Annotated in this window: 25 protein-coding genes; 14 read left to right on the forward strand and 11 right to left on the reverse strand. The window is 71.2% G+C overall.

From position 1 onward, the window contains the following. Positions 1-55 precede the first annotated feature (55 nt). From G406_RS0129450 to G406_RS0129490, 9 genes are all read left to right on the forward strand, one after another. Positions 56-331 (forward strand): type II toxin-antitoxin system Phd/YefM family antitoxin, encoded by a 276-nt coding sequence (locus G406_RS0129450; RefSeq protein WP_028936561.1) that lies wholly within the window; start codon positions 56-58, stop codon positions 329-331. Then, positions 328-603, forward strand: coding sequence for a type II toxin-antitoxin system RelE family toxin (locus tag G406_RS59450; protein WP_028936562.1), 276 nt, complete (start codon positions 328-330; stop codon positions 601-603). Before G406_RS0129450 ends, G406_RS59450 begins: the two co-directional genes overlap by 4 nt. Positions 604-653: 50 nt before the next feature. Then, a complete protein-coding gene (metG, locus tag G406_RS0129460) occupies positions 654-2,447 on the forward strand; it encodes a methionine--tRNA ligase (protein ID WP_028936563.1) in 1,794 nt (597 codons plus the stop codon). Between the two features lie 46 nt (positions 2,448-2,493). Next, positions 2,494-3,342 (forward strand): TatD family hydrolase, encoded by an 849-nt coding sequence (locus G406_RS0129465; RefSeq protein WP_028936564.1) that lies wholly within the window; start codon positions 2,494-2,496, stop codon positions 3,340-3,342. 71 nt (positions 3,343-3,413) lie between these two features. Further along, positions 3,414-4,649: a resuscitation-promoting factor gene (locus G406_RS59455; RefSeq protein ID WP_084216470.1), complete on the forward strand. Its 1,236-nt coding sequence runs from the start codon at positions 3,414-3,416 to the stop codon at positions 4,647-4,649. A 25-nt stretch (positions 4,650-4,674) separates the two neighbouring features. Beyond that, positions 4,675-5,496: a 16S rRNA (adenine(1518)-N(6)/adenine(1519)-N(6))-dimethyltransferase RsmA gene (gene rsmA / locus G406_RS0129475; protein WP_245607260.1), complete on the forward strand. Its 822-nt coding sequence runs from the start codon at positions 4,675-4,677 to the stop codon at positions 5,494-5,496. 60 nt (positions 5,497-5,556) lie between these two features. After that, positions 5,557-5,697: a hypothetical protein gene (locus G406_RS57385; protein ID WP_156935223.1), complete on the forward strand. Its 141-nt coding sequence runs from the start codon at positions 5,557-5,559 to the stop codon at positions 5,695-5,697. Positions 5,698-5,951: 254 nt separating this feature from the next. Further along, complete coding sequence (locus G406_RS0129485) at positions 5,952-6,935, forward strand: 4-(cytidine 5'-diphospho)-2-C-methyl-D-erythritol kinase (protein ID WP_028936566.1); 984 nt, start codon at positions 5,952-5,954, stop codon at positions 6,933-6,935. A 28-nt stretch (positions 6,936-6,963) separates the two neighbouring features. After that, positions 6,964-8,745: an ABC-F family ATP-binding cassette domain-containing protein gene (locus tag G406_RS0129490; RefSeq protein ID WP_028936567.1), complete on the forward strand. Its 1,782-nt coding sequence runs from the start codon at positions 6,964-6,966 to the stop codon at positions 8,743-8,745. On the opposite strand, the gene G406_RS0129495 is transcribed toward G406_RS0129490, so the two are convergent. Beyond that, the gene (locus tag G406_RS0129495) at positions 8,742-9,179 is read right to left on the reverse strand and encodes a hypothetical protein (RefSeq protein ID WP_028936568.1); all 438 of its coding nucleotides are present in this window, start codon (positions 9,177-9,179) and stop codon (positions 8,742-8,744) included. The genes G406_RS0129490 and G406_RS0129495 overlap by 4 nt on opposite strands. A 472-nt stretch (positions 9,180-9,651) precedes the next feature. Between G406_RS0129495 and G406_RS0129500 the strand changes: the two genes are divergently transcribed. The 3 genes from G406_RS0129500 (at position 9,652) to G406_RS0129510 (ending at position 12,166) form a co-directional block, all read left to right on the forward strand. Then, entirely contained in the window at positions 9,652-10,605 is a 954-nt protein-coding gene (locus G406_RS0129500; protein ID WP_028936569.1) for a daunorubicin resistance protein DrrA family ABC transporter ATP-binding protein, read from the forward strand. Beyond that, a complete protein-coding gene (locus G406_RS0129505; RefSeq protein ID WP_051342870.1) occupies positions 10,602-11,432 on the forward strand; it encodes an ABC transporter permease in 831 nt (276 codons plus the stop codon). The genes G406_RS0129500 and G406_RS0129505 overlap by 4 nt, the downstream gene beginning before the upstream one ends. A 74-nt stretch (positions 11,433-11,506) precedes the next feature. Further along, positions 11,507-12,166, forward strand: a complete 660-nt coding sequence (locus G406_RS0129510) for an SDR family oxidoreductase (RefSeq protein ID WP_037079325.1) — start codon at positions 11,507-11,509, stop codon at positions 12,164-12,166. A 32-nt stretch (positions 12,167-12,198) separates the two neighbouring features. Here the strand turns inward: G406_RS0129510 and G406_RS50715 are convergent, their stop codons facing one another. The 3 genes from G406_RS50715 to G406_RS0129525 form a co-directional block, all read right to left on the reverse strand. Next, a complete protein-coding gene (locus G406_RS50715) occupies positions 12,199-15,285 on the reverse strand; it encodes an AfsR/SARP family transcriptional regulator (RefSeq protein WP_342666260.1) in 3,087 nt (1,028 codons plus the stop codon). Continuing rightward, complete coding sequence (locus G406_RS0129520) at positions 15,282-15,797, reverse strand: GNAT family N-acetyltransferase (RefSeq protein ID WP_245607261.1); 516 nt, start codon at positions 15,795-15,797, stop codon at positions 15,282-15,284. The genes G406_RS50715 and G406_RS0129520 overlap by 4 nt, the downstream gene beginning before the upstream one ends. 79 nt (positions 15,798-15,876) lie before the next feature. After that, a complete protein-coding gene (locus tag G406_RS0129525) occupies positions 15,877-17,226 on the reverse strand; it encodes a dipeptidase (RefSeq protein WP_028936573.1) in 1,350 nt (449 codons plus the stop codon). A gap of 36 nt (positions 17,227-17,262) precedes the next feature. Here G406_RS0129525 and G406_RS0129530 point away from each other — a divergent pair, with 36 nt between their 5' ends. After that, the gene (locus G406_RS0129530; RefSeq protein WP_028936574.1) at positions 17,263-18,945 is read left to right on the forward strand and encodes a fatty acyl-AMP ligase; all 1,683 of its coding nucleotides are present in this window, start codon (positions 17,263-17,265) and stop codon (positions 18,943-18,945) included. A gap of 2 nt (positions 18,946-18,947) precedes the next feature. Here G406_RS0129530 and G406_RS0129535 read toward each other — a convergent pair whose 3' ends face one another. From G406_RS0129535 to G406_RS0129565, 7 genes are all read right to left on the reverse strand, one after another. Beyond that, the gene (locus G406_RS0129535) at positions 18,948-19,589 is read right to left on the reverse strand and encodes a pyridoxine/pyridoxamine 5'-phosphate oxidase (RefSeq protein WP_028936575.1); all 642 of its coding nucleotides are present in this window, start codon (positions 19,587-19,589) and stop codon (positions 18,948-18,950) included. Positions 19,590-19,679: 90 nt separating this feature from the next. After that, positions 19,680-20,651 carry an MsnO8 family LLM class oxidoreductase gene (locus G406_RS0129540; protein ID WP_211241320.1) on the reverse strand — a complete coding sequence of 324 codons (972 nt, stop codon included), beginning with the start codon at positions 20,649-20,651 and terminating at the stop codon, positions 19,680-19,682. A 95-nt stretch (positions 20,652-20,746) separates the two neighbouring features. Next, positions 20,747-20,950, reverse strand: a complete 204-nt coding sequence (locus G406_RS0129545; RefSeq protein ID WP_028936577.1) for a hypothetical protein — start codon at positions 20,948-20,950, stop codon at positions 20,747-20,749. A 32-nt stretch (positions 20,951-20,982) separates the two neighbouring features. Next, positions 20,983-21,573, reverse strand: coding sequence for an aminoacyl-tRNA hydrolase (gene pth / locus G406_RS0129550; RefSeq protein ID WP_028936578.1), 591 nt, complete (start codon positions 21,571-21,573; stop codon positions 20,983-20,985). Positions 21,574-21,603: 30 nt separating this feature from the next. Beyond that, a complete protein-coding gene (locus G406_RS0129555) occupies positions 21,604-22,233 on the reverse strand; it encodes a 50S ribosomal protein L25/general stress protein Ctc (RefSeq protein ID WP_028936579.1) in 630 nt (209 codons plus the stop codon). 924 nt (positions 22,234-23,157) lie between these two features. Continuing rightward, positions 23,158-24,354 (reverse strand): hypothetical protein, encoded by a 1,197-nt coding sequence (locus G406_RS0129560; protein WP_028936580.1) that lies wholly within the window; start codon positions 24,352-24,354, stop codon positions 23,158-23,160. Between the two features lie 121 nt (positions 24,355-24,475). Continuing rightward, on the reverse strand, positions 24,476-24,709 hold the full coding sequence (locus G406_RS0129565; RefSeq protein ID WP_028936581.1) for a hypothetical protein: 234 nt from the start codon (positions 24,707-24,709) through the stop codon (positions 24,476-24,478). Between the two features lie 336 nt (positions 24,710-25,045). Here G406_RS0129565 and upp point away from each other — a divergent pair, with 336 nt between their 5' ends. Next, the gene (gene upp / locus G406_RS0129570) at positions 25,046-25,669 is read left to right on the forward strand and encodes a uracil phosphoribosyltransferase (RefSeq protein ID WP_028936582.1); all 624 of its coding nucleotides are present in this window, start codon (positions 25,046-25,048) and stop codon (positions 25,667-25,669) included. Positions 25,670-25,673 lie beyond the last annotated feature (4 nt).

Raw genomic sequence — 25,673 nt, forward strand, 5'->3', positions numbered from 1 at the left:
CCACCACCGACAGTTTTGTTGGCGCTGGTCAGCGCGGTGTGCCACAATTGTGGCCATGACCGCTGTCGAGCCACTGCGTACGGTCCGGGACCACTTCTCCGAGTACGTCGACCGGGCCGAGAAGGAGCACGAGCGCGTCGTTGTCACGCGTAACGGGCGGCCCGCGATCGTGCTGATCAGCTACGAGGACCTCGAGGCGATCGAGGAGACCCTCGAGATCCTGAGCGACCCGGAAACCATGAAGGGCATCCGCGAAGGTGAAGCCGCGTTGGCGCGCGGCGACTATATCGAGGGTGACGACGCATTGCGTGCGTTGTTGAAGCGCAAGTGAGCGAGCCGTACCGATTTCGGCTGTCGGCCCCGGCCGCTCGCGCGATCCATGAGCTGCTTCCGGAGTCCGTTGCGGCGGCGGTTGTCGAGTTCATCGCCGGTTCCTTGATCGAGAACCCGCACCGGGTGGGTAAACCGCTGGGCGGCGAGTTGAAGGGCAAGTTCGCGGCACGCAGGGGCGTATACCGCGTGATCTATCGGATCGATGAGGCAACGCGCACTGTCCTGGTAGTACAAGTGGATCACCGGGGCTCGGTGTACCGCCCCCGATGAGGACGGTGGCGCGCGAAACCCGGTAGTGGGGTGCGAATAGGCTTGTCAGCATGAGTTCCCGCGTGCTGACCGCTGTGGCGTGGCCCTACGCCAACGGCCCACGGCACATCGGCCATGTTTCCGGTTTCGGTGTGCCCTCCGACGTCTTCTCCCGGTATCAGCGAATGGCGGGCAACCGGGTTCTCATGGTGTCCGGCACCGACGAGCACGGCACGCCGATCCAGGTGCAGGCCGACGCCGAAGGGCTCACCGCCCGTCAGCTCGCGGACAAGTACAACCGGGTCATCGTCGAGGACCTGCAGGGGCTGGGCCTCGGCTACGACCTGTTCACCCGCACCACCACGAGCGTGCACTACGAGGTGGTCCAGGACCTGTTCCTGGCGCTGTACAACAACGGCTACGTCGTGGCCAAGACCGCGATGGGCGCAATCAGCCCGTCCACCGGCCGCACCCTGCCGGACCGCTACGTCGAAGGCACCTGCCCGATCTGCGGCTACGACGGCGCGCGCGGCGACCAGTGCGACAACTGCGGCAACCAGCTTGATCCCGCCGACCTGATCAACCCGCGTTCGAAGATCAACGGTGAGACGCCGAAGTTCGTCGAGACCGAACACTTCTTCCTCGACCTGCCCGCGTTCGCCGAGTCACTCGGCAGCTGGCTGACCACCCGCAGCGACTGGCGGCCCAACGTCATCAAGTTCGCCACGAACCTGGTGAACGACCTCAAGCCGCGCGCGATCACCCGCGACCTCGACTGGGGTGTTCCGATCCCGCTCGACGGCTGGCGCGAGCAGTCGATGAAGCGACTGTACGTGTGGTTCGACGCGGTCATCGGGTACCTGTCCGCGTCGGTCGAATGGGCCCGGCGCGGCCCGGATCGTGACGCGTGGAAGCAGTGGTGGTGCGACCCGGAGGCCACCGGCTACTACTTCATGGGCAAGGACAACATCGTCTTCCACTCGGTGATCTGGCCGGCGCTGCTGCTCGGCCAGAACGGGGCCGGGGACAAGGGCGGCGAGCCGGGTGTGTTCGGCACGCTGAACCTGCCGAACGAGATCGTGTCCTCGGAGTTCCTCACCATGAGCGGCTCCAAGTTCTCCACCAGCCGGGGCACCGTGATCTACGTCGGTGACTTCCTGAAGGAGTTCGGGCCCGACGCGCTGCGCTACTTCATCTCGGTCGCCGGCCCCGAGAACCAGGACACCGACTTCACCTGGGACGAGTTCGTCCGCCGCACCAACTTCGAGCTGGCCAACGAGTGGGGCAACCTGGTCAACCGGTCCATCTCGATGGCCCACAAGAACGTCGGCGCCGTGCCGAAGCCGATCGCGCCGACCGACGCCGACCACGAGCTGCTCGCCGTGTCCCGCGCCGGGTTCGACACCGTCGGCGACCTGCTCGCGCGCAGCCGGTTCAAGCAGGCGCTCGGCGAGGCGATGCGGGTGATCGGCTCGGCGAACAAGTACCTGTCCGACCAGGAACCGTGGAAGCGCAAGGACGACCCGGAGCGGCGCGACACCATCCTGCACACCGCGCTGCAGGTCGTGCAGGACGCGAACACGCTGCTCACGCCGTTCATGCCGCACGCCGCGCAGAAGGTGCACAACGCGCTCGGCGGCTCGGGCGTGTGGGCCGCGCAGCCGGAGATCCGCCAGGTCGACGACCTCGGTGACGGACCCGGGTACCCGGTGCTGATGGGCGACTACGCCGGTGAGCAGGCAGCGTGGGCGTCCAGCCCGATCGAGGTCGGCCGTCCGCTGGACAAGCCGTCGCCGCTGTTCGGCAAGCTCGACCCGAAGCTCGGCGAGACCGGCCCGGAATGGGCACCCATCCAGACCTCGTGAGTGTTGAGTATGGCTATAGCCATACTCAACACTCACGAGGGTGGGCATGAGCGGGGGACACGGGCGGCGGGAACGACCGCCCGCGCCGGAGCCGTTGAGCGGGCCGGGCACGATCGACTCGCACACGCACCTCGACGCCTGCGGCTGTGTCGACGCCGAGGACGTGCGTGCGGCCATGGATCGCGCGGAGGCTGTGGGCGTGCACGCCGCGGTCACCGTCGCCGACGACCTCGAGTCCGCGCGCTGGGTGCTGACCGCCGCTGCCGCGGACCCTCGCGTGTACGCGGCAGTCGCACTGCACCCGACCAGGGCGAACGTGCTGGACGACGCGGCGCGCACGGAGATCGAGAAGCTCGCCGCGTCGCCGAGGGTGGTTGCGGTCGGCGAGACCGGGCTGGATCACTACTGGCCGGGCAAGATGGACGGCTGCGCCACACCCGAGGAGCAGCGCGAGGCGTTCGCCTGGCACATCGAGCTGGCCAAACGGCTCGACAAACCGGTCATGATCCACGACCGGGATGCACACGACGACGTCCTGGCGGTGCTGCGCTCCGAGGGCGCGCCGGAGCGGGTGATCTTCCACTGCTTCTCCGGTGGTCCCGACCTGGCGAGGGCCTGCGCGGACGCCGGCTACTACATGTCGTTCGCCGGGCCGGTCACCTTCCGCAACGCCGCCGAGCTGCGCGAGGCCGCCGCGCTGGCACCGGAGGAGCTGCTGCTCACCGAGACCGACGCGCCGTTCCTGACCCCGCACCCGCACCGGGGACGGGCGAACGAGCCGTACTGCCTGCCGTGGACGGTGCGCGGCATCGCCGACGTGCGTGGTGTCGACGCCGACGTCGTCGCCGACGCCACGCGACGCAACGCCGAGCGGGTGTTCGCCCTGCCGAAGTAGGCCGGGGTAGATCTACTCAGGTTTCACCGAACGCCCCCGGCGACGACCATGATCTGGTTACCGTCCGGCGGATGTCTGGTGGACGAACGATCCGGCGCCGCTCGCTGCGCGTGTCCGGTGCGCCCGTCCCGGTGTTCCGTCCCCAGGGAATCCCGCCGCCGTACCGCCCGCCCCACGGTGGTGGGAACCGCATTCATCAGACGCTGGTCCTCGGGATCGTCCTGGTGGTGGCGATGGTGTCCGGCGGGCTCGCGGTCGTCGGCATGACCAAGGCGGTCACGATCACCGTCGACGGCACGGAACGCACGGTGCACACGCTCGCGGACACCGTCGGCGGCGCGGTCGAGGCGGCTGGCCTGCGGGTCGGCGGCCGGGACCGGCTGGAACCGTCGGCGGACACCGAGCTGGACGATGGCGATCACATCATCCTCAACCGGGCACGGGCGCTGACCCTGGTCGAAGACGGTGAGCAGCGCACCGTCTGGACCACGGCCGGCTCGGTGCGCGCCGCGCTGGAGGGACTCGGCGTGCAGGCGGGTCCCGGTGAGGTGTCGGCGGACCCGGACCACGAGATTCCGCTGCAGGGTATGTCGGTGACGGTCAAGGTGTGGCGCACGGTCACCCTGGTGGACGGGAGGAGTCCCGCGCGTCAGGTGACCACCCAGGCGGGCACGGTGCGCGGCCTGCTCGCGGACGTCGGCAGGCCGCTCGGTCCCGACGACATCGCGATGCCGGACGCGGACGACCAACTGGACGACGGCACGACCGTCCAGGTGGTACGCGGCGGCAACGGCGAGCTCACCATCACCAAGGCGAGCATCCCGAAGCTCGAACGCATCCCCGACCCGAAGCTGGAGAAGGGCAAGGAGGTCGTGGTCTCCGAGGGCGAGCCCGGTGAGCTGACCGCCGTGTTCACGGTCCGGCTACGCGACGGCAAGCGCATCTACCAGCAGAAATCGCAGAAGCCGACGGCGAGTCCCGGCAAGCCGAGGGTCATCCGGTTCGGCACCGGCGGCGAGCCGGCCGGGACCGCTCCGAAGGTGCCGGCGGGTTCGGTGTGGGACCGGCTCGCCAAGTGCGAGGCCGGTGGCAACTGGAGCATCAACACCGGTAACGGATACTACGGTGGCGTTCAATTCGACAGACAGACCTGGCGGGCCAACGGCGGTACCAAGTACGCGCCGACGGCGGACAAAGCCAGCCGGGAGGAGCAGATCGCCATTGCGGAAAAGGTCCGGGACGCCCGAGGCGGATACAGCGCCTGGCCGGCCTGCTCCAGAAAGCTCGGGCTCCCCAGAGACGCCTGAGCCGCCCTCGCCGTTGCTCGGCCCGGTGGAGGTCCGCGCGCTCGCCGAGCGGCTGGGCATCCGTCCGACGAAGAAGCTCGGGCAGAACTTCGTGCACGACCCGAACACGGTGCGCCGGATCGCGCGCCTCGGCGAGCTGGGGCCCGAGGACGTGGTGCTGGAGATCGGTCCCGGGCTCGGTTCGCTGACCCTCGCGCTGCTGCCTGCCTCGGCCGGTGTGGTCGCGGTGGAGATCGACGAGGTGCTGGCCGATGCGCTGCCGGACACGGTCTCCCGGCACGCGCCCGCGCTCGCCGACCGGTTGACCGTGCTGCGGATGGACGCGCTGCGGCTGCGCGCGTCCGATCTGCCGGTCGCGCCGACCGCGGTGGTGGCGAACCTGCCGTACAACGTGGGTGTGCCGGTGCTGCTGCACGTGCTGGAGGTGTTGCCGTCCCTGCGCACGGGGCTGGTGATGATCCAGTCCGAGGTCGTCGACCGGATGGCCGCGCCGCCGGGCGGGCGCGAGTACGGCGCGCCGAGCGCGAAGCTGGCCTGGTACGCGGCCGCTCGCCGGGCGGGGCCCGTTCCCCGCGCGGTGTTCTGGCCGGTTCCCGGGGTCGACTCGGCGCTGCTCCAGATCACCCGGCGGGAGCCCCCGCCGACCCCGGCGTCCCGAGAGGCCGTGTTCGCCGTGGTCGACGCGGCGTTCGCACAACGCCGCAAGGCCCTGCGCGGCGCCCTGGCCACCTGGGCAGGCTCGCCGGCAAGGGCCGAGGAGATCCTGCGCGCGGCCGACATAGACCCGACCACCCGCGCCGAACGCTTGTCGATCGAGGACTTCGCCCGGGTAGCGGCCAACAGGTGACAGCGCACCCAGCGCCACCCCCGAAGGCACGGAGACCCGGCGACGGTAGAACCGGCGGCGGTGGACCCGGCGGCGGTGAACCCCGGCAACGGTGAACGCGGCAACGGCGAACGTGGCGGCGGTGAACATGGCGGCGGCGAACGCGGCGGCGGCGAAGGCGGCGGCGGTGAACGCGGCAACAGCAAGGCGAGCGACAGCTAAGCCGGCTCCGCGAGTCTCCGAAGGAGTTCCGGCGAAGGCCGGCGTAGTGAATGTCCGCAACCACGTCGCCCAGCTGCCAGGGCGGCTCCCAGGGTGGCCACAAGCGCGCGCCCGGGCGAGTCCTCGAGCCTTTTTTTCTGGGAGTACCCCAGCGAGCGTTTACGCGAGCCGGGGTGGTCACAGAAAAATACCGCGCGCGAAACAGGCCCAAGAGACGAGCACAGGCCGGAAAGACCAGCAGATAAGCTCGCCCAGTGCTTGCTGTTGTTCCACCACCGGTCACCGTGCGTGTCCCCGCCAAGGTCAATCTGCATCTGGCGGTCGGACCGCTGCGGGAGGACGGGTACCACGATCTGGTCACGGTGTTCCATGCGGTGAGCCTGTTCGACGAGGTCACCGTCGCGGCGACCGACCAGCCGGGTGTGGATGTTCAGGGTGAGGGCGCGGGGCAGGTGCCGACCGACGCGACCAACCTGGCGTGGCGTGCGGTGCTCGCCGTCGCCGAGCTGGCCGGTCGTGAGCCGGACGTCCGGGTCGAGCTGCGCAAGGGCATTCCGGTCGCGGGCGGGATGGCGGGCGGAAGCGCCGACGCGGCCGCCACACTCGTCGGGCTGTCCGCGCTGTGGAAGCTGGACCTGCCCCGGGACCAGCTGGGGGACATGGCGGCGGAGCTGGGCAGTGATGTCACGTTCGCGCTGCACGGCGGCACCGCGTTGGGGACCGGGCGCGGTGAGCAGCTGGTTCCGGTGCTGTCCCGGCACACGCAGCACTGGGTGATCGCGCTGAACCATCGCGGTCTGTCGACGCCGAAGGTGTTCGGGGAGCTCGACCGGTTGCGGGCCGCCGCGTCGCACAACGAGACCGCGGTGTCCCGGGCCGGTGCGGTCGAGCCGATCCTGGAGGCGTTGGCCTCCGGTGATCCCCGTCAGCTGGCGTTGCTGCTGGGCAACGACCTGCAAGCGGCCGCGGTGAGTCTCGAACCGGGGCTTCGGCGCACGCTGCGCGCCGGTGTGGAGTCGGGTGCGCTTGCCGGGATCGTGTCCGGTTCGGGCCCGAGCTGCGCGTTCCTGTGTGCCAGCCAGGAGGCGGCCGTGAGCGTCGCGGCGGACCTCGCGGGTGCCGGCGTGTGCCGCACTGTGCGGGTCGCGCACGGTCCGGTGCCGGGCGCGCGGATCATCAGCGACGGCGAGCCGGGGCCCAGTGGGGTGCCACCGCACCTCCCACCGGCCAGGGCGTGACCGGTCGCCAAGTAGGTTTCCTGTCGAGATGGCTGACACGAATCTGATCAACTTTGAGGCGGTCACCGCCACCGTGCCGGGCGACGGTTCCCGGATTCTGCTCGACCGGGTGTCGCTCGGTGTCGCCGTGGGCGACCGGATCGGTGTCGTCGGGCTGAACGGTGGCGGTAAGACGACGATGCTGGAGGTGCTGACCGGGCTGCGCGAGCCGAACGGTGGCCGGGTCAGCAGGATGCGTGACCTGCGGGTCGCGGTGGTCAGCCAGCACAACGAGCTTCCGGCGGGCGCGCGGGTGCGGGACGTGGTGCTCGGTCCACTGGAGTTGTCCGCCGAGCACGAGTGGGCGGCGGACGTGAGGGTGCGGTCGGTGCTGGCCGGTCTGGGCATCACCGACCTTGAGCGGACCGTCGACGGGATGTCCGGTGGTGAGCGGCGCAGGGTGGCGTTGGCGGCCGCGCTGGTCGCCGAGTCCGATCTGGTGGTGCTGGACGAGCCAACGAACCACCTGGACGTCGAGGGCATCGCGTGGCTGGCCCAGCACCTGGTGGCGAGCCGGGCCGCGCTCGTCGTGGTCACGCACGACCGGTGGTTCCTCGACGCGGTGTGCACCCGGACCTGGGAGGTCGCCGACGGTCGGGTCGAGTCCTACACCGGCGGTTACGCGGACTGGGTGTACGCCCGCGCCGAGCGGTCCCGTCAGGCGGACGCGGCCGAGGAACGGCGGCGCAACCTCGCGCGCAAGGAGCTGGCCTGGTTGCGCAGGGGCGCGCCCGCCCGCACGTCGAAGCCCCGGTTCCGGATCGAGGCGGCCGAGGAGCTGATCGCGGACGTTCCCGATCCGCGCAACACTCCCGAGCTGATGGCGTTCGCGTCGGCCCGGTTGGGGCGTCAGGTCCTCGAGCTGGAGGACGCGTCGCTGCGGGTCCCGGACCGGGTGCTGCTCGACCAGGTCACCTGGCGGGTCGGGCCCGGTGACCGGATCGGCCTGGTCGGGGTGAACGGATCGGGCAAGACGTCGCTGCTGCGGGCGCTGGGCGGTGAGCGGGAGCTGGACGGTGGCCGGCTGGTGACCGGTAAGACGGTCCGGCTGGCGCACCTGAGCCAGGAGCTGGCGGACCTGCCCGCGTCGCTGCGGGTGCTGGAGGCGGTCGAGGAGATCGCGCGGTTCGTCACGGTCGGGAAGCACGAGCTGTCCGCGTCGTCGATGCTGGAGCGGCTCGGGTTCCCGGCGAGCCGGCAGTGGACGCCGGTGGGCGAGCTGTCCGGTGGCGAGCGTCGCCGGCTGCAGCTGACCCGGCTGCTGATGGGCGAGCCGAACGTTCTGCTGCTGGACGAACCGACCAACGACCTCGACATCGACACGCTGCAACGCCTGGAAGACCTGCTGGACGGCTGGCCGGGCACGATGGTGGTGGTCAGCCACGACCGGTACCTGATCGAACGGGCCTGCGACATCGTGGTCGGGCTGTTCGGCGACGGTCGCATCACGCACCTGCCGGGCGGCATCGAGGAGTACCTGAAGCGTCGGGCCGCCAGTGTCGCGGAATCGCCGGTGCCGGTGGCCCCGACCGCGCAGGCGGCGCCGTCGTCTGCCGCCGAGCAACGGGACGCCCGCAAGGAGGCTCGTCGTCTGGAGCGTCGGATGGAGACGCTCACGGCGAAGGAGGAGAAGCTGCACGCCGCGCTCGCGGAGGCGTCCACCGACGCTCCCCGCCTGCTCGCGCTGGACGCCGAGCTGCGTGAGGTCATCGCCGAGCGCACCCGTATCGAGGAGGACTGGCTGGCCGCCGCGGAGCTGGCCGAGGGCTAGCGGGTGCGCAGGCCGCGCATCGTCACGGTGTATCGCACGAGGCCGAGCAGAGCGGCGGCGATGCTCAGCACGCTCTCCACGATCACGAACAGCATGACGTCCCCGAAGGAGCGCTCCCGGTAGGTCGGCCGCCCGAAGTCCATGAAGCCCAGGTAGGCGAGCCCGACGACGAGCGCGACCCCGATGGACGCCCACAGCGCGATGCCGAGCGCCCGTGCCGCGGCATCCTGACGCAGCCACCGCGCCACGAGCACGCCGGACACACCCCAGACGAGCACGAGGACGAACGCCGACGGGGCGAAGTCGACCTCGGCGCGGCCGAGCCAGGTCGCCCGCGCGGCGAGGATGACGAAGATCGTGACTAGCGCGGCGATCACCAGGGCGGCCGCGCCCGCGAGACCCCGGTTGCGCACCTGTGAGATTGACGGCGGCATGGCGTGCCCTCCTCGGCGTCGCGTCCGATCAGCGGCTCGGAAGGCCATCGGGATTCTGCCACGACGGCGCCGGCACACCCGACAAGTTTTCCTGGCGACGCAGTCCGCCCTCGAACACACCTCGGCCAAATCCCTCGACTCGCGCGGCGAAATCCCCCGACTCGCGGATGGGTTCGGCGGGGCCCAGCGTTCGGCAGGCGCCCAGCGTCCGGCGAGTCGGGGGATTCCGCGGCGCGAGTCGGGGGATTCCGCGGGGCGAGTCGGGGGATTGTGCCGCGCGAGTAGGGGGGATTTGCCAGCGCGAGTTGGGGGATTTGCGGGTCGTCGGTGTCCGTGGCGGTCCTCGTGTGGCTTGGTCCGTACCCGTACGGCCCGAGGGCTCCGTGTGGCTCTTGTCAGTGGAGTGTCAGCGGGGTGTCAGTGCCCTCGGCGAGAGTTCTTCGCGTCGCACGATCGCAACGAGGGGAACACGATGGACCACACGATCCAGGTCGAGGGCCTGGTCAAGAAGTTCGGCGGGGTCACCGCACTGGCGGGTGTCGACTTCACCGCCCGCGAGGGCGGCGTCCTCGGGCTGCTCGGCCCCAACGGAGCGGGCAAGACCACGGCGGTGCGGGTACTCGCCACGCTGACCCGGCCGGACGCCGGGACCGTGCGGGTGCTCGGTCACGACGTCACCCGGGACCCGGCGGCCGTACGCGCGCGGATCGCGCTGACCGGCCAGTACGCGGCGGTCGACGAGGCGTTGTCCGGCAACCAGAATCTTGTGCTGATCGCCCGGCTGCTGGACCTGTCGCGTCGCGCGGCACGCTCCCGGGCAGGCGAGCTGCTGGAGGCCTTCGGTCTGACCGATGCGGCCGACCGGCCCGCGCGGACCTACTCCGGCGGCATGCGGCGCCGGCTCGACCTCGCGGTCAGCATGCTCGGGCGTCCGGACGTGCTGTTCCTAGACGAACCGACCACCGGTCTCGATCCGAGGCACCGCAGCGACGTGCTGGACGGGGTACGCATGCTCGCGGCCGAGGGCGTCACGGTGCTGCTGACCACCCAGTACCTGGAGGAGGCCGAGCAGCTCGCCGACGACCTGGTGGTGATCGATCACGGCCGGGTGATCGCCTCCGGCACGCCGGCCTCGTTGAAGGCCGAGGTCGGCGGCCAGCGGCTGCACGTGCGCCCGCTGCACCGGTCGGACCTGGTGGCGGTGTGCGCGGTGGTCGCCGAGCAGACCGGCGGGACGGCGCCCACGACGAGCGCGAGCGGAGAGGTGATCGTCCTGGGCGCGGACGCGAACCTGCTGCACCGCGTCGGGGCCCGGTTGGAGGCCGACCGGCTCGCGGTCGCGGAGCTGGGGTTGCGGTTGCCCAGCCTCGACGACGTCTTCCTGACGCTCACCGGTCACCCAGCCGACGAGGAGGTGGCGGCATGACCAGCACCGTGATGGACACCGTGGCGGAGCCGACTCCGACCCAGGAGCCTCGGCGGCGTTCGTCGGTGGTGCCGTCCGCGCTGCGGCACGGCGGCACACTCGTCTGGCGAGGCCTGGTCAAGACCACGCGCTCACCGGAGGCACTGATCGACGTCACGCTGCAGCCGGTGATCTTCCTGCTGTTGTTCGTGTACGTGTTCGGCGGCGCCATCGCCGGCGACCCGCACACCTACCTGCAGTTCGCGCTGCCCGGGGTCCTGGTGCAGAGCGTGCTGTTCGCGTCGATCGGCACCGGCGTGAGCCTGTGCGAGGACCGCCAGACCGGGATCTTCGACCGGTTCCGCAGCCTGCCGGTGTCGCGCGCGGCGCCGCTGCTCGGCGCGATCGGCGCGGACCTCATCCGGTACCTGACCTCCGGCGTGATCATGCTGGTGGTGGGTGCCGCGCTCGGCTTCCGGTTCGCGACGGGCCCGCTCCCGGTCGTCGCGGGGCTGGCGGTGGTGATCGCGTTCGCCTTCGCGTTGTGCTGGGGGTTCACCGTGCTCGGTCTCCTGGTGCGTGACCCGAGGTCGGTGCAGGGCATCTCGGTGATGATCACGCTGCCGCTGACGTTCGGCAGCACGGTGTTCGTCCCCGCCGCGACCATGCCGTGGTGGCTGCGGTCGTGGGCGGAGATCAACCCGGTGTCCCAGGCAGCGGACGCGCTGCGCGGGCTCTACCTCGGTGGCCCGGTCGCGGCTCCGGTGACCAGCGTGTTGGTCTGGACGGCGCTGATCATGGGTGTCTTCGCGCCGATCGCCGTGGCGCTGTACCGGAAGCGTGCCTGATCGCTTGACCGTGACACGGGTGTCAGGGTCTAGCCTGTCGTTCGGTATTCATCGAACGAGCACAGGAGTCGATCATGGCCGGAGCAGTGGTCATCGGGGCGGGTGAGGGGATCGGCGCCGCCGTCGCCCGCCGTTTCGCCAAGGAGGGGCTGCCGGTCGCACTAGTGGCCCGCCGGGCCGGAACGGTCGATGCGGTCGCCGAGACCCTGCGCCCGAGCGGTGTCCCCGTCGTGCGGCTGACCGCGGACGCGGCGGACGACGACGCGCTGCGCGGGGCCCTCGATGCCGCTGCCGCCGAGCTGGGCCCGGCCGACGTCGTGGTCTACAACGCGGCGATCGTGCAGCTGGATGCTCTCGGTGACCTGTCGAGCCAGGGGCTGCTGGACGCGCTCGCGGTCAACGTCGCGGGCGCGGCGACCACGGCGGCGCACCTGCTGCCGGGCATGGCACAGCGCGGCAGCGGCACGTTCGTCGTCACCGGCGGCATGCCGGAACCGAAGCCGTTCACGGTGAGCCTCTCGGTCAGCAAGGCGGCGGTCCGGGCGCTCGTCGGTCTGCTGGACGAGCAGTTCCGCGACTCGGGTGTCCACGTGGCCACGGTGACGGTGGACGGCCCGGTCGCGCCCGGCACGGCGTTCGACCCGGACGACATCGCAGAGCACTACTGGCGCCTGCACACCCAGCCGAAGGCCGAGTGGGAGACCAACGTCCTGCACACCGACAAGACCCCGTGAGTGATGTGGGCTGCCATGGCAGCCCACATCACTCACGGCTGTGCGGGGAGTAGGCCGAGGCCTGCCTGCGGGGAGAGCGCGCGGCCGCGCTGGATCGTGGCCTCGGCACCCGCGTGGCCGAGGGCCCGGGTGACCGCGGTGAACGTCGCCATGACGTCCGGGTTGCCCCGGTCGAGGGTGCCTCGGCGGGTGATCGCCACGCCGAGCAGTTCCGCGGCGCGGACCGGATCGTTCCTCAGCAGCGCCCACCGCGCGGCGTGCTCGGCGATCAACGCGATCGCCGGGCCGTCCGGGTCGTCGGATATCGCCTCGACCGCCCTGCGCAGGGCGGCGTCGGCGGTCTCGGCGTCGTCGGTGTCGAGTGCCACCGCGGCGTGCGCGCAGGCCAGCCCGATGGCACGCTCGGCGGCCCCGGCGTCGCGGCGGCCCGCGAACTCGGCGTCCGTGGCGCGCAGCGCGGTCCGTGCGCCGGGCAGGTCACCGGCGAGGCGTGCGATCTCGATCCTGGCCAGCGGGGACGGACGGCCCACGTCGGTTGCGCGGTCCGCGGTGAGCCGCGTCGCCTCGTCGAGCTGGGCGCGTGCCGAGGCCAGGTCACCGCGCCGGGCCGCCGCTCTGGCGGCGAGCAGGAGGAACTCGGGCAGGTCGTCGTCGTTGCCGAGTTCCCTGGCCAGCGCGACGGCTTCGGCGTACGCGTCGGCGGCGGCGCAACCGCGACCGGCCAGCTCCTCCAGCTCGCCGAGCGAACACAGTGTCATCCCGCGCCCGAACCGGTCGCCGACGGCGCCGAAGTCGTCGTGCGCGGCCCGGACCAGCTCACGCTGGGTCGTGACGTCACCGGCCCGCTCCGCCAGGTGAGCGCGCATGTGCAGCAGGAACCCCCGGACCCAGCGGCTCTCCACGGCGTCCTCGACGTCAGGGCCGGTCAGCTCGAGGATGGGCTTCTCGTCGCCGTCGAGCAGCAGCGCGGCCAGTGGGATCACGAGCCGGAGCAGCGGCGGGTGCGGCAGGGGCAGCTGCCCTATCAACGCCCGTGCCTCGCCGATCTTCAGCCGCCCTTCGGCCCAGTTACCGAGCCGGAACTCGGTGCCGGCGAGCAACGACAGGCTCGTCGCGCGCGCCGCGTCCGGCGCCGGCCCGGTGAGCGCGCACGCCGTGGTCAGCCAGCCGGTGGCCTCGGTGAAGAGACCCCGGACGAGCCAGTACCAGCTCAGCGCGGCGGTCAGCCGCACTGTGGTGGCGGCGTCACCCCGGCTGCTCGCGTCACGCAGCGCCTCGGTCAGGTTGTCGGACTCGGCACGCAGCCGTCCCATCCAGCGCAGCTGATCCGCCGTGCGCAGGTGTTGATCGGCCTCTTCGGCGAGTGCGAGGAAGTACCGGCCGTGCCGCGGCGCCGTCGCGTGACGCTCGCCCGCCTCGTCGAGCCGCTCCGCCGCGTACGCCTTGATCGTCTCCAACATGCGGTACCGGGTGGGCGCGTCGTCCTGGGTGACGGCCTGCACCAGCGACTTGTCGACCAGCGCGGCGAGTGTGTTCTCCTCGGCGCCACAGACGTCGGTCGCGGCGTCCAGGGTCGCCCCGCCGGCGAACACCGCGAGCCGACGGGCCAGCACGCGCTCGGGTTCGGTGAGCAGGTCCCAGCTCCAGGCCACCACCGCACGCAGCGTCTGGTGCCGGTCCGGCGCGGTCCTGCTGCCTGCCGAGAGCAGCCGGAACCGGTCGTCGAGCCGGGCCGCGATCTCGGCCGGGCTGAACATGCGCAGCCGGGCGGCGGCCAGCTCGATGGCGAGTGGCTGCCCGTCGAGCCTGCGGCAGATCTCGGCCACCGCCTCGGGTGCGGTCGCCGGGGTGAAGTCGGGGCGCACAGCGCGCGCCCGTTCGGCGAACAACGCACCGGCGTCGTCCGGGGCGAGCGCATCGACCGGATGCAGCCATTCACCCGCGATGCCGAGTGGTTCCCTGCTGGTCGCGAGAACCCGCAGTCGAGGGGCGTGGGTCAGCAGCGTCTCGGTGAGCGCGGCGACCGCGGCGATCAGATGCTCGCAGTTGTCCAGGACCAGCAGCAGCGGACGTCCCCCGACCGCGTCCAGCAGCCGTTGGGTGGTGCTCGGGTTGTCCTCGACATGACCGCGCAACACCATCCGTGAGCTGTCGACCGAGGCGAGCAGGACCGAGGTCAGCTCACTCGCGGCGGTCAGTGGCGCGAGCTCGACGACCCGGACGCCGTCCCGACCGGCGACGGCCTCGGTGGCCAGGCGGGTCTTACCCGCGCCGCCCGGGCCGGTCAGTGTCACGAGCCTGGCCGTGGTCAGCATGTCCTGGACCCGGCGCAGGTCACCGTCCCGGCCGACGAACCTGCTCAGTCCGGGTCTGCTGAGACACCCGACTCGGTGTGCTGACGTGCCCGACTCGCGGGCAGGGGGTGGGGCGGCGCGCAGGATGTCCAGGTGGGCCGCCGCCAGGTCGGCGCCCGGGTCCACACCCAGCTGGTCGGACAGTGCCTTCCTCGTGCGGTCGAGAACCGCGAGGGCGTCGGCCCGGCGGTCCTGCGCATGCAGGCAGCGGGCCAGGAGCGCGGCGGTCGGTTCGCGCAACGGCTGGTCGGCGAGTACCGAGGTGAGGTGGTCGATCGGGCCTGGTTCTGCGGACATGAGCGCGAGGCGTGCCGCCTGTTCGACCGCGAGCGCCCGCCGGTCGCTCAACCGGGCCGAGGCCGAGGCGACGAACGGGAGCTCGGCCAGGTCGGCGAGCGCTGGACCGCGCCACAGCGCCGCCGCCTCGGCCGGTCTCGCCTCCGCGACCAGCCGGTCGAACAACGCCGCGTCCACCGAGTCCGTCGGCAGCGCGAGCCGGTAACCGGCGGGATCGGTGTGGATCGCGCCCGAGCCGAGCACCCGACGCAACCGGGACACCAAGGCCTGCACCGCGTTGTCCGCGCGGTCCGGCACGGCGGTGCCCCACAGGTCGTCCACCAGCGTCGGGACCGTGACCACCCGGCCGACGTCGAGCGCCAGCCGTGCGAGGAGCCCGCGCAGCAGCGGTCCGCCGGGCGCGGGGCGCTCGGTTCCGTCCAGCGTGAGGGTGACCGTGCCGAGCAGCCCGATGCGGATGTCGGTCAGTTCAACACCTTGACGAACGACACCCGGTCCAGGCCCGGCCCGTCGTAGTCCGGCTGGACCGGGCGTCCGTCGAACTCACGCTCGCCGGGCTCGGCGGCGAACCCGAGCGCGGTGTGGAAGGCGTACGACACGTCGTTGCCCGGCGACGTGACGGCCCGGACCGAGGTCCGGCCGGCCGCCCGGCAGTACTCGAAGAACCGGCCGTAGAGCTCGCGGGCCAACCCGGTGCCCCTGGCTGCCGGGTTGACCCCCACGAAGTGGATGTAGCCCTCGTCGATCTTCGTGGCGGACAGGAACCCGATCAGGAATCCCCGAACCTCGTCGCCCTGTTCCGCGAACAGGCTGCCCTCGGTGAAGTGCTGCAGGAACAGGCGCGGCACCAGCAGCGCGCGCTCGGTGGCTCCGGTGCCGCCGAGCTGGTCGGGCCACCAGTCGCGCAGCGCGGCCTGGATTCGCGGGTAGTCGGCCTCGATCGGCTGGCGGATCGAGATTTCGGTCGCCGGAGGGTGCACCCGCCCCACGCTACCGCTCCCGGCCAGCGGTTTCGGCATAGCCGTGAGTGGCGAGTGGTCCTATAGGACCACTCGCCACTCACGGGTTGTTGGTGTCTCCCAGCTCCTTCAGGAGGAGGGCCTCGGCCAGGGTGGCGCTGGCGAACATGCCCAGGTGCAGGCTCTCGTCGATGCCGTGCCAGCGGCTCGCCGGGTCGCCGACACCGGTGACCAGTACGGCCGCGCCGGGGAATGCCCTAGCGAACTCGCCGATGAACGGGATCGAGCCACCGATGCCGATCTCGACCGCCGACTGGCCGTACGCCTCGGTGAACGTGCGGCGCGCGGCGTCGTAGACGGCGCCGACCGCGTCCAGCTCGAACGGGGCGGCCGCCGCACCCGGGGTGACGGTGACCTGAGCGCCCCATGGCGCGTGGCCGGTCAGGTGCTCGGTGAGCGAGCGCTGCGCGACCGCCGCGTCCTGGCCGGGAGCGAGGCGCAGGCTGACCGCCGCGCGCGCCGAGGGCAGCAGCACGTTCGCGGCCTCGGCGACCTTCGGCGCGTCGATGCCGAGCACCGCGATCGCCGGTTGCTGCCACAGCCGCTCGACGAGCGTGCCGGTGCCGATCAGCTCCACTCCGTCGAGCAGGGCGACGTCGGAACGGAACGTCGCCTCGTCCATGTCCGGTGCCTCGGACGTGTTGTGCACCAGCCCCGGCACCGCGACCCGGCCCTTGTCGTCGTGCAGCGTGGCCATCAGCCGGCACAGCGCGGTGAGCGCGTCGCCCACCGGCCCGCCGTACACCCCGGAGTGCGCGGGGCGCTCCAGCATCGACACCTCGACCGTGCAGTCGACCAGGCCGCGCAGGCTCGTGGTGAGCGCCGGGACGTCGGTCGCCGGGTTGCCCGAGTCGGCGATGATGATCACGTCGGCGGCGAGCCGCTCGTGGTGCTCGGCGAGCAACGCGGTCAGCGTCGGCGAGCCGGACTCCTCCTCGCCCTCGATGAACAACGTCACCCCGACCGGCAGGCCACCCGTCGACCGGAACGCACGGATCACCGCGAGATGCAGCATGACGCCGGCCTTGTCGTCCGCCGCGCCACGGCCGTAGAGGCGCCCGTCGCGCTCGGTCGGCTCGAACGGCGGACTGGTCCACTGCTCGTCACCACCGGTCGGCTGCACGTCGTGGTGCGCGTAGAGCAGCACCGTGGGCGTGCCCTCCGGGCCCGGCCAGTGCGCGATCACGGCGGGCGCGCCACCCTCGGCGGCGACCACGTCGACGCTCTCGGCACCGGCATCGCGGGCCAGCTCGGCGACGGCTTCGGCACTGCGCCGGGTGTCGTCGTGATGCGCCGGATCCGCCCAGATACTGGGTATGCGGACCAGCCGTTCGAGATCGGCGCGGGCGTCTGGGAGAACTTCGGCGACTACTGTTCGCAGGTCGGACACGCCACCGGAGCTTACCCGGAAGTAGGCTGCGCAGCTGTGAGCCGTTTTGTGGATCTTCTGCTGCGCAGCGCTGCCCAGTCACCGAGGGGCATGACGACGGGTGAACCGCACGAGCCGGTACGTCGTACCTGGTCGGAGGTGCACGCCGTCGCCCGCCGGATGGCCGCCGACCTCGTCGCCGGTTCCGACGAGCTACCCGGCCTGCAGCCCGGTACCTCGGTCGCGGTGCTCGCCGGTGAGCCCGCGCTGATCGCGCCCGCCGCGCAGGCGGTGTGGCTGTGCGGCGGCAGCGTGACGATGCTGCATCAGCCGACCCTGCGCACCGACCTCGCCGAATGGGCCGAGGACACGGTGCGTGTGCTGAAGATGATCGGCGCCGGGCTGGTGCTGCTCGGTCCGCCGTTCGACCCGCTGGCCGATGTGCTCACCCAGCGCGGCATCACGGTCCGCCCGATCGCCGGGCTCGGCGCGTCCCTCGGCGAGGACGAGCCGCTGCCGGACGTCGTGAACGACGAGGACGACACCGCGCTGCTGCAGCTGACCAGCGGCTCGACGGCCGATCCGAAGGCCGTCCGGATCACCCACCGCAACCTCTACGCGAACCTGACCGCGATGGTCGAGGCGTCACAGCTGCGGGTCGAACGGGACGTCATGGTGTCCTGGCTGCCGCTGTTCCACGACATGGGCATGGTCGGATTCCTCACCGTGCCGATGACCGTCGGCCTGGAGCTGGTCACGGTCACCCCGTCGGACTTCATCAGCAGGCCCCTGCTGTGGGCCGACCTGATCAGCCGGTACGGCGGCACGGTGACCGCGGCGCCGAACTTCGCCTACTCGGTGCTCGGCAGGCAGCTGGCCCGCGCCGAGGAGGGCTCGCTGGACCTGTCCAGCATGCGGTTCGCGCTCAACGGTGCCGAGCCGATCGACCCGGACGCCGTCGAGTCGTTCACCTCGGCAGGCGCGCGGTTCGGGCTGCGCAAGGAATGTGTGGTCGCCGCGTACGGCATGGCGGAGACCGCGCTCGGGGTGTCGTTCGCGCCGATCGAGACCGGTCTGCAGGTCGACGTGATCGACGCCGACGAGCTGGAGGCGAACCGGCGCGCGGTGCCCGCCACACCCGGTTCGGACCGCCAGGTCCGCCGCTTCCCGCTGCTCGGCCCGCCCCTGCCCGGCCTGACCGCGCGGGTGGTCGACACCGAAGGGCGGGTCCTCGGTGACCGAGAGGTCGGCGCGATCCAGCTGCACGGCGAGTCGGTCACGCCCGGCTACCTGACCGTCGACGGCCCGCTCGCCACCCAGGACGACGAGGGCTGGCTCGACACCGGAGACCAGGGCTATCTGGTCGGCGACACGGTGGTGGTGTGCGGCCGGCTCAAGGACGTGATCATCATGGGTGGCCGCAACATCTTCCCGACCGACATCGAACGTGCCGCCGGCGAGGCGGACGGCGTGCGCGCGGGCAACGCCGTCGCGGTGCGGCTGGAGGCCGGCAGCGGCGTCGGGTTGACCAAGCGCGAGTCGTTCGTCGTCGCGGTCGAGTCACGCAAGGCGGGCGACACCGAGGCGGAGGAGCTGATCCGCAAGGACGTCACGTCGAGGGTGTTCTCGTCGGTGGGTGTGCGTCCCGCGCGGGTGGCCGTGCTGGCACCCGGTTCGCTGCCGAAGACCCCGTCCGGCAAGCTCCGCCGAGCCGCGACCCGCACGCTGCTGGAGGACTGAGCTCAGGGCCAGAGGCGTTCGGTGGTCCAGCCGTCGTGGGTGTGGTGGTAGCGCAGGCGGATGTGTCTGCGGTCGTGGCTGGCCTGCCAGAACTCCACGGTCGAGGGCGTCACCAGGTAGCGAGTCCAGGCCGGGGCGACCAGGCCAGGGTTGGCGCTGACCCGCTCGCGCGCCTCCTCGGCCGCGGCGAGCAGGTCGGCCGGGTCGTGCAGCACCTCGGACTGGTGGCCGATGAACGCCTCCACCCGCGAGTCGAGCGGACGTCGGCGGAAGTCCTCGACCGACACCTCCAGCGCACACGGCGAGACGGTGCCGCGCACCCGCACCTGACGGCCGCGCCCCGGCCAGGAGAACGTCAGCGCCGCGCGCGGGTCCTTGTCCAGCTGCATGCCCTTCGGGCTGTCCGCGCTGGTCGCCACGTAGAAACCGGCCGCGTCGACGTCCTTCAGGATCAGCACCCTGGCATCGGGGGAGCCGTCCGGCTCGACCGTCGACAACGTCACCGCGTGCGGCGCCAGTACGTGCTCACCGGCGTCGTTCAGCCACTGGACGAACAGCTCGTGCGGCTGTACAGGGACGTCGGCGGGATCGAAGGGCGGCAGGTCGTCCGGGAACGACGCCCATCCGCGCAGGCTGCTGCTCATCGTGAGCCTTCCCTGAGCTGTAGTGCCATCCCGCCGAGCCTATCCCTGGTACAGGTGGGGTCCAACGCCGTTGCCTGAGAGCCGCGAGCGTCAGCCGACGATGCCGGCCAGCCGGGTGTCGGACTCGCGCAGCGCCTCGCGGTCGAACGTGGAGGTCGAGGCGAGCAGCTCGTCGGCGCCGGTGCGGTCGAACAGCTCGGCGAGCTCCGTCGACACGGTGGCCTGGTCGCCGTACACGGTCCGTCCGATCGCCGACTCGACGACGTCGCGCTGCCGCTCGGTGAGGGGGCGGTCGGTGGCGACCGGTTCCAATGCGGGGAACGCGCCGGTCGTGCGTGCGGCGGCCAGTGCCCAGGCCTCCGGGAGCGCGAGCTCGCGGGCAGCCCCGACCGAGTCCGCGACCAGGACGTCCACCGACACCATGACGTACGGGACACCGCCGGTCGCGCGGACGCGGGAGCGGTAGTCGTCGAGCCGGTCGGGCAGCTCGTCGCTGTGCAGGATCGGACCGCCGACCACGACCGGCAGGCCCGCGTCACCCGCGACCGCCAGTCCGCTGCCGGTGGCGAGCACGAACACCGGGACGGGGCGTTCGAGCGTCGGGCGTGCGGTCACGTCGCCGCGGCCGTCGAGGTAGCCGCGTAGTTCGGTGAGGTCGTCGGCGAACGTGTCGGGTGCGTTGCGGTCCTGGCGCAGAGCCCGGCGGACCGGCGGGGTGAAACCCAGTGAACGACCGACACCGAGGTCGATGCGGTCGGGGAACAGCGCCTGCAGCATGGCGAACTGCTCGGCGACGATGAGCGGCTGGTGGTTCGGCAGCATGATGCCGCCGGAGCCGACCCGGATCGTCTCGGTCGACGCAGCGACCGCGGCCATCAGGACCGGAGGGCTGCCACTGGCGATCCCGGGAACCGCATGGTGCTCGGCGACCCAGAACCGGTGGTAGCCGAGCTGCTCGGCCCACCGCGCGCGTTCCACGGTGTGCCGCAGCGCGGCCGCGTCGGGCTCCCCGGCCCGGGTGCGCGACCGGTCCAGCAGCGACAACCGAACATCCGCGGACACACCCAGGGGAACGCCCGCCGTCGACGTGACATTCCGCAGGTCAGACCTCGTGAGTGGCGAGTGGTCTGATAGGACCACTCGCCACTCACGGGTAGTTAACTGGGGCGCTTCGAGGAGCCGCGGGTGAAGCGCTGCTCGTTGGTGCGGCCGGGCTGGGGGCCGACGTGCGTCGGCGCCTTCTGCTTGAGCTTCGCGCGGCGGGCGGCCCGGTTGAGCGGGACCTCTTCCTCGGCCGTCACGGCGTCGATGTTCTCGGCTTCCGGCTCGGTGGGCTCTGGCTGGGTGGGCTTGGCGGGCACGGTGGCCTCCGAGACGGTGTTGAGGTGAGAACTCAGGGGGTCAGAGCGTGGAAGCGGTTCTGCGTCGGTTCCAGGCCGTCGGCGAGGAGCGCTTCGATCGCGTCCGCGCACAGTTCCACGGCGAGGTCGACGTCCGTGCGTTCGCCCGAGGAGAACCGGCGCAGCACGTAGTCCGCCGGGTCCATCCGGCCGGGGGGACGTCCGATGCCGAACCGGGCGCGCAGGTAGTCGCGGGTGCCGAGCGACTGGCTGATCGACCTCAGTCCGTTGTGACCGCCTTCGCCGCCACCCAGTTTGAGCCGGATCGTGCCGAACCCGAGGTCCAGGTCGTCGTGCACGACGATCAGCGACGCCGGTTCGACGCCGTAGTAGCGCAGCACCGACGCGACCGGACCGCCGGAGACGTTCATGTACGAGCGGGGTTTCGCCAGCACCAGACGGGTGCTGCCGATCCGCCCGTCCGCGACGTCCGCGACGCCCTTGTGCGGGCGGAAACGCTCGCCTGCGCGCGCGGCGAGCCGTTCCACCACCGCGAACCCGACATTGTGCCGGGTGTCGACGTACTTCGGGCCGGGATTGCCGAGCCCGACCACAAGGCCGGGCCCGGCGCTCGCGCCAGTCATCGAAACGTCAGCGCTGTCGAGAAGCGGGGATCAGCTCTCTTCGGCGGCGGGGGTCTCAGGGGCGTCCTCGACCACACCGGCGCCCTCGGCGTCGACGGCGGCCTCCATCTCGGAAGCGGTCGGCGCGCCGACGATGTTCGCGGCCAGGTACTCCGGGTCGGTGCGCAGCTCGACACCGTCCGGCAGCGGGATGTCGCGGGCCAGAATCTGGGTACCGGAGGACAGGCCCTCGATCGAGACCTCGAGCGACTCGGGGATGCTCGACACGTCGGCCTCGACCTCGATGCGGTCCAGCTCCTGGGTGACCAGGGTGCCCGGGCCGGCCTCACCGGTCAGGTGCACGGCGACCTCGACGACGACCTTCTCGCCGCGCTTGATGACCAGCAGGTCGACGTGCTCGATGTAGTTGCGGATCGGGTGCGTGACAACCGTCTTCGGCAGCGCCAGCTGCGGCCCGCCGTCGAGCGCGAGGGTCAGCACCGCGTTGCGGCCGTGCTCACGCAGCGCGCGGGCGAACTCCAGAGCCTCCAGCGACAGGTGGACAGGCTCGCTACCCTTGCCGTAGAGAACGGCGGGGATCTGGCCGGCGCGTCGGGTACGTCGGGCAGCGCCCTTCCCGAACTCGGTGCGGGGTTCGGCGGTGATACGTACGTCGGCCACGGCGGTGCTCTCCTCAAGAACTAGCTACACAAACGAATGTCGGGCGGGCCACGGCGGGACAAGGACGCCGGATCACATCCGCCGACCACGTCGATCACGGCGGACCCGATGTGTGTCCACCCTCGCCGAGGCAACCCCACGATGGTACGTCATCGGAACTTCACAATCCGAATCGCCACGGACCGTCCGTCGCTGCCGTGTCGCCGTTGAGCAGAATTATTGACTCGACAGCTGTCTCGGTCGGCGGTAAACGGTGCCGTTCGTCGGGGCTCTCGGGCTCTCGGGGTGTCTGGTGTCTGGGGTGTCCCCGCGGCCAGGTCTGGGTATTTGGGGTGTCCCCGCTGGCCATTAAGTGTCTTGGCGTGGGTGGGCGGTATCAACCCCCGGCTGGCGCCGGCCTCGCGCGGGTTCGTGGTTGCGCGGGTTCGGGGGCGAGGTTTCAGGGTTGACACCACCCGCCCACGCCAAGTGCGGGCCAGGATCGCGGGGACGGGGGAGCTCTGCGCGCCCACAGGGCCACGGCTGCGCCGCGCCCCGCTGGCTGCAGTGCGCCCCGGGAGGGGTGGGGGTCCGGGAGGGGTTCGGGTGACTTCGCAGAGCTTCGTGTCGTGTCGCAGATGTTCCAACATCTGCGACACAACACGAGCGTCTGCGAGGTGGGCTAGAAGCTCTGCGAGGTGGGCGAGGGTCCGCTCCGCGAGTCTCCCCGCAGGGGGTTCAGTGCGAAGCACTGCAAAGAACGCAACAGGCGAAGCAGAACGCGACCAGACAAGCGCGCGTCAAGCGAGGGCAGCGAAGCCGAAGCGTCAGCGAGGGCGTAGCCGCCCAAGTTTCCGGTTGCGGGCCCCCGGAGCGAAGCGGAGCGGGGTCCCTGCCGGAAACTTTCGACGCGCGGGGGCCCGCCGGTGAGCCGCGAGCCAGCTCCTACCTCATGCGCTTGGCCAGGTTCGTCACCAAGCCTGCCCAGCGGCTCGCCTCGGCGTCGAAAGGTGGGCTGGGGGCCAGGCGGGTGGGGTCGGGGCGCAGGACGAACGAGGTCAGCCAGCCCAGGCTCTGCGAGGGGGACAGCGCGATGGAGGCCGAGTCGTCGCTTGCCCATTCGCCGACGTCGAGCAGCAGCTCCACGCCCAGGTCCAGCTGGCTGGGGTCCACCTGGGCCGGGCCGGCCGCGAGCTGTTCGGCGAGTCCGCTGAGCTGGTAGATGTTCTGCGGGTCGACGTCGATCTGCAGGTCACCCGCGACCGCTTTGAGCACGACCTGTGACCAGGTGGACGTGCGGGTGAGGTCGTGGCCGGCGGTGCCGGGGCCGCCCAGGTAGCGGGCGAGCGCACGGGTGGACGGGAACGCTCGGATTCGTCCGGCCGCGCCGAGGAACAGCGGCTGGTCGTCGAGGTAGCAGCGCAGTGTGTAGTAGTCGCCCTCGTCGAAGCTGATCTGGATGGGGTCGATGCCGACCTCTTCCCAGAACGTGTCGGCGTCGGTGGGCTCGTCGGAGTCCTCGGCGTCCGCCCGTCCCGCGATGACCGCGTCGGAGAACTCCTTGCGCGCGATGGCGACGGCGTCCGGGTCGACGTCGGGGACGAGAACGATGCCGTCCAGTGCGTCGATCACCTCGTCCCAGCGGGTGGCGATGGTGTCGGCGAGCTGTTCCCACAGCTTGCTGCCCTCGCGGCCGCTGAACGCCCAGGTGCCGCGGTCGAGGATGTTGAAGCCTTCGGCCGAGTCGAGGACCTCGTGGACGGTGCGCAGGCCGCAGGTGTCGGCGAGGGCGCGGATGACGGCCGTGATGCCGGCCAGCTCGCCGACCATCCAGGTGTCCGGCTCGTCGGCCGCGATCTCCGGGACGCCCACCACGTCGTAGCAGTGGTCCTCGGCGGGGACCAGCTCCGGCGCGGTCAGCTGGTGGACGAGCGGCCAGGCCGGGTGGTCGCTCAGGTCGTGTTCGGCGACGGTGCGCACGTAGGCGGTGAGGGTGCCGGCGTCGGGAAAGGCGTGGACCCCGTGTTCGTCACCGAGGAAGCCCTCCCATTCCTCGCCGCCCTCGCGCCACCGGGGCGCCCACAGGGTGATCAGGTCGCCCCGGGTCAGGGAGAGCTGGATGGGAACGATGTCCATGGCCACCCGGAAAGGTTACTGAACTGGATCACACGGCCGATGAGGGCCGGACCGCGGCGCCCGATCCGGACATGCGAGTGGGCCGGCCAGATGGGCCGGCCCACTCGGCTGCTGACGGGTAGAGGCGTCAGTGGGCGGTGTGCAGTCGGACGACCCCGACCGTCACGTCGGTCAGGCCGCCCGCATCGAACTCGCCACGCAGCCGGTCCGCTTTCAACGTCGCGGCCATGCCGTCGTAGGGGCCGTGTGCGTCGACCTCTCCGGTTTGCGGGTCCACAGCGAGCACGATGTAGCCATCGCACTGCCCGAGCTGCTCTGCCGCTGCCACCAACGCGGCGTTGGCGGGCGCGTTCTCCGGCACTCCGATCACCTCCTGACAACTGACTCTTACTGAGTACAGCGGTGGAAGGGGCTTGAGCGTGTCACTCAAAACCGGAAAACACCCGTTCGGGGCAGGTCACCGGGTCACTGTGGGTGACTTGACGACGGTAGGTCCGATATGCGTGTCGTTGGGTGATCGGTTGGACACTTTCGACTGATATACCGCAGGTGATCAACCTTGTCCGGGCTATCCGGACAGCACGTGGTGCCGGGCTCGTTCCGGGCTGGCAGGATCGCTCTCGCGTTGACCCTGCGTACCCTCCAAGGTCGTTGTGTCGAGCTCATTGTCGATCTTGTGTACGGACGGTAGGCGATCATGGAACTGCACGTAGTCGATCATCCGCTGGTCAAGGCCCGGATGAGCACGTTGCGCGACACACGCACCGGCAGCCCCGGATTCCGCGCCGCGCTGCGCGAGCTGGCCGAGATGCTGATCTACGAGGCATGCCGGGGAGCCGAGGTCACCGAAGAGCGGATCGAGACGCCCGTCGCGGCCACGACCGGATTCCGGCTCGCGGCGCCACCACTCCTCGTACCTATCCTGCGCGCCGGACTCGGCATGGTCGACGCCGCGCTCGGCCTGATCCCGGAAGCACGAGTGGGGTTCGTCGGCGCCTACCGGGACGAGGCGACGTTCCGGCCGGTGTCATACCTGGAGTCGCTGCCGGAGTCACTGGCCGGCTGGCCGGTGTTCGTGCTGGACCCGATGCTGGCCACCGGAGGCACCCTGGTGCACGCGGTCGAGCTGATGCTGGACCGGGGTGCGACCGAGGTCACCGCCATCTGCGTGCTCGCGGCGCCGGAGGGGCTGAAGGTGGTCGAGGACTCCGGGCTGAAGGTGCGGGTGGTCACCGCGGCCGTCGACGACAGCCTCAACGACGCGCGGTTCATCGTGCCCGGCCTCGGCGACGCGGGCGACCGCCAGTTCGGCGCCCGCTAGTGGG

The organism is Actinospineispora spinosispora DSM 44797 (assembly GCF_000429025.1).
In the GTDB taxonomy this organism is placed as follows: domain Bacteria; phylum Actinomycetota; class Actinomycetes; order Mycobacteriales; family Pseudonocardiaceae; genus Pseudonocardia; species Pseudonocardia spinosispora.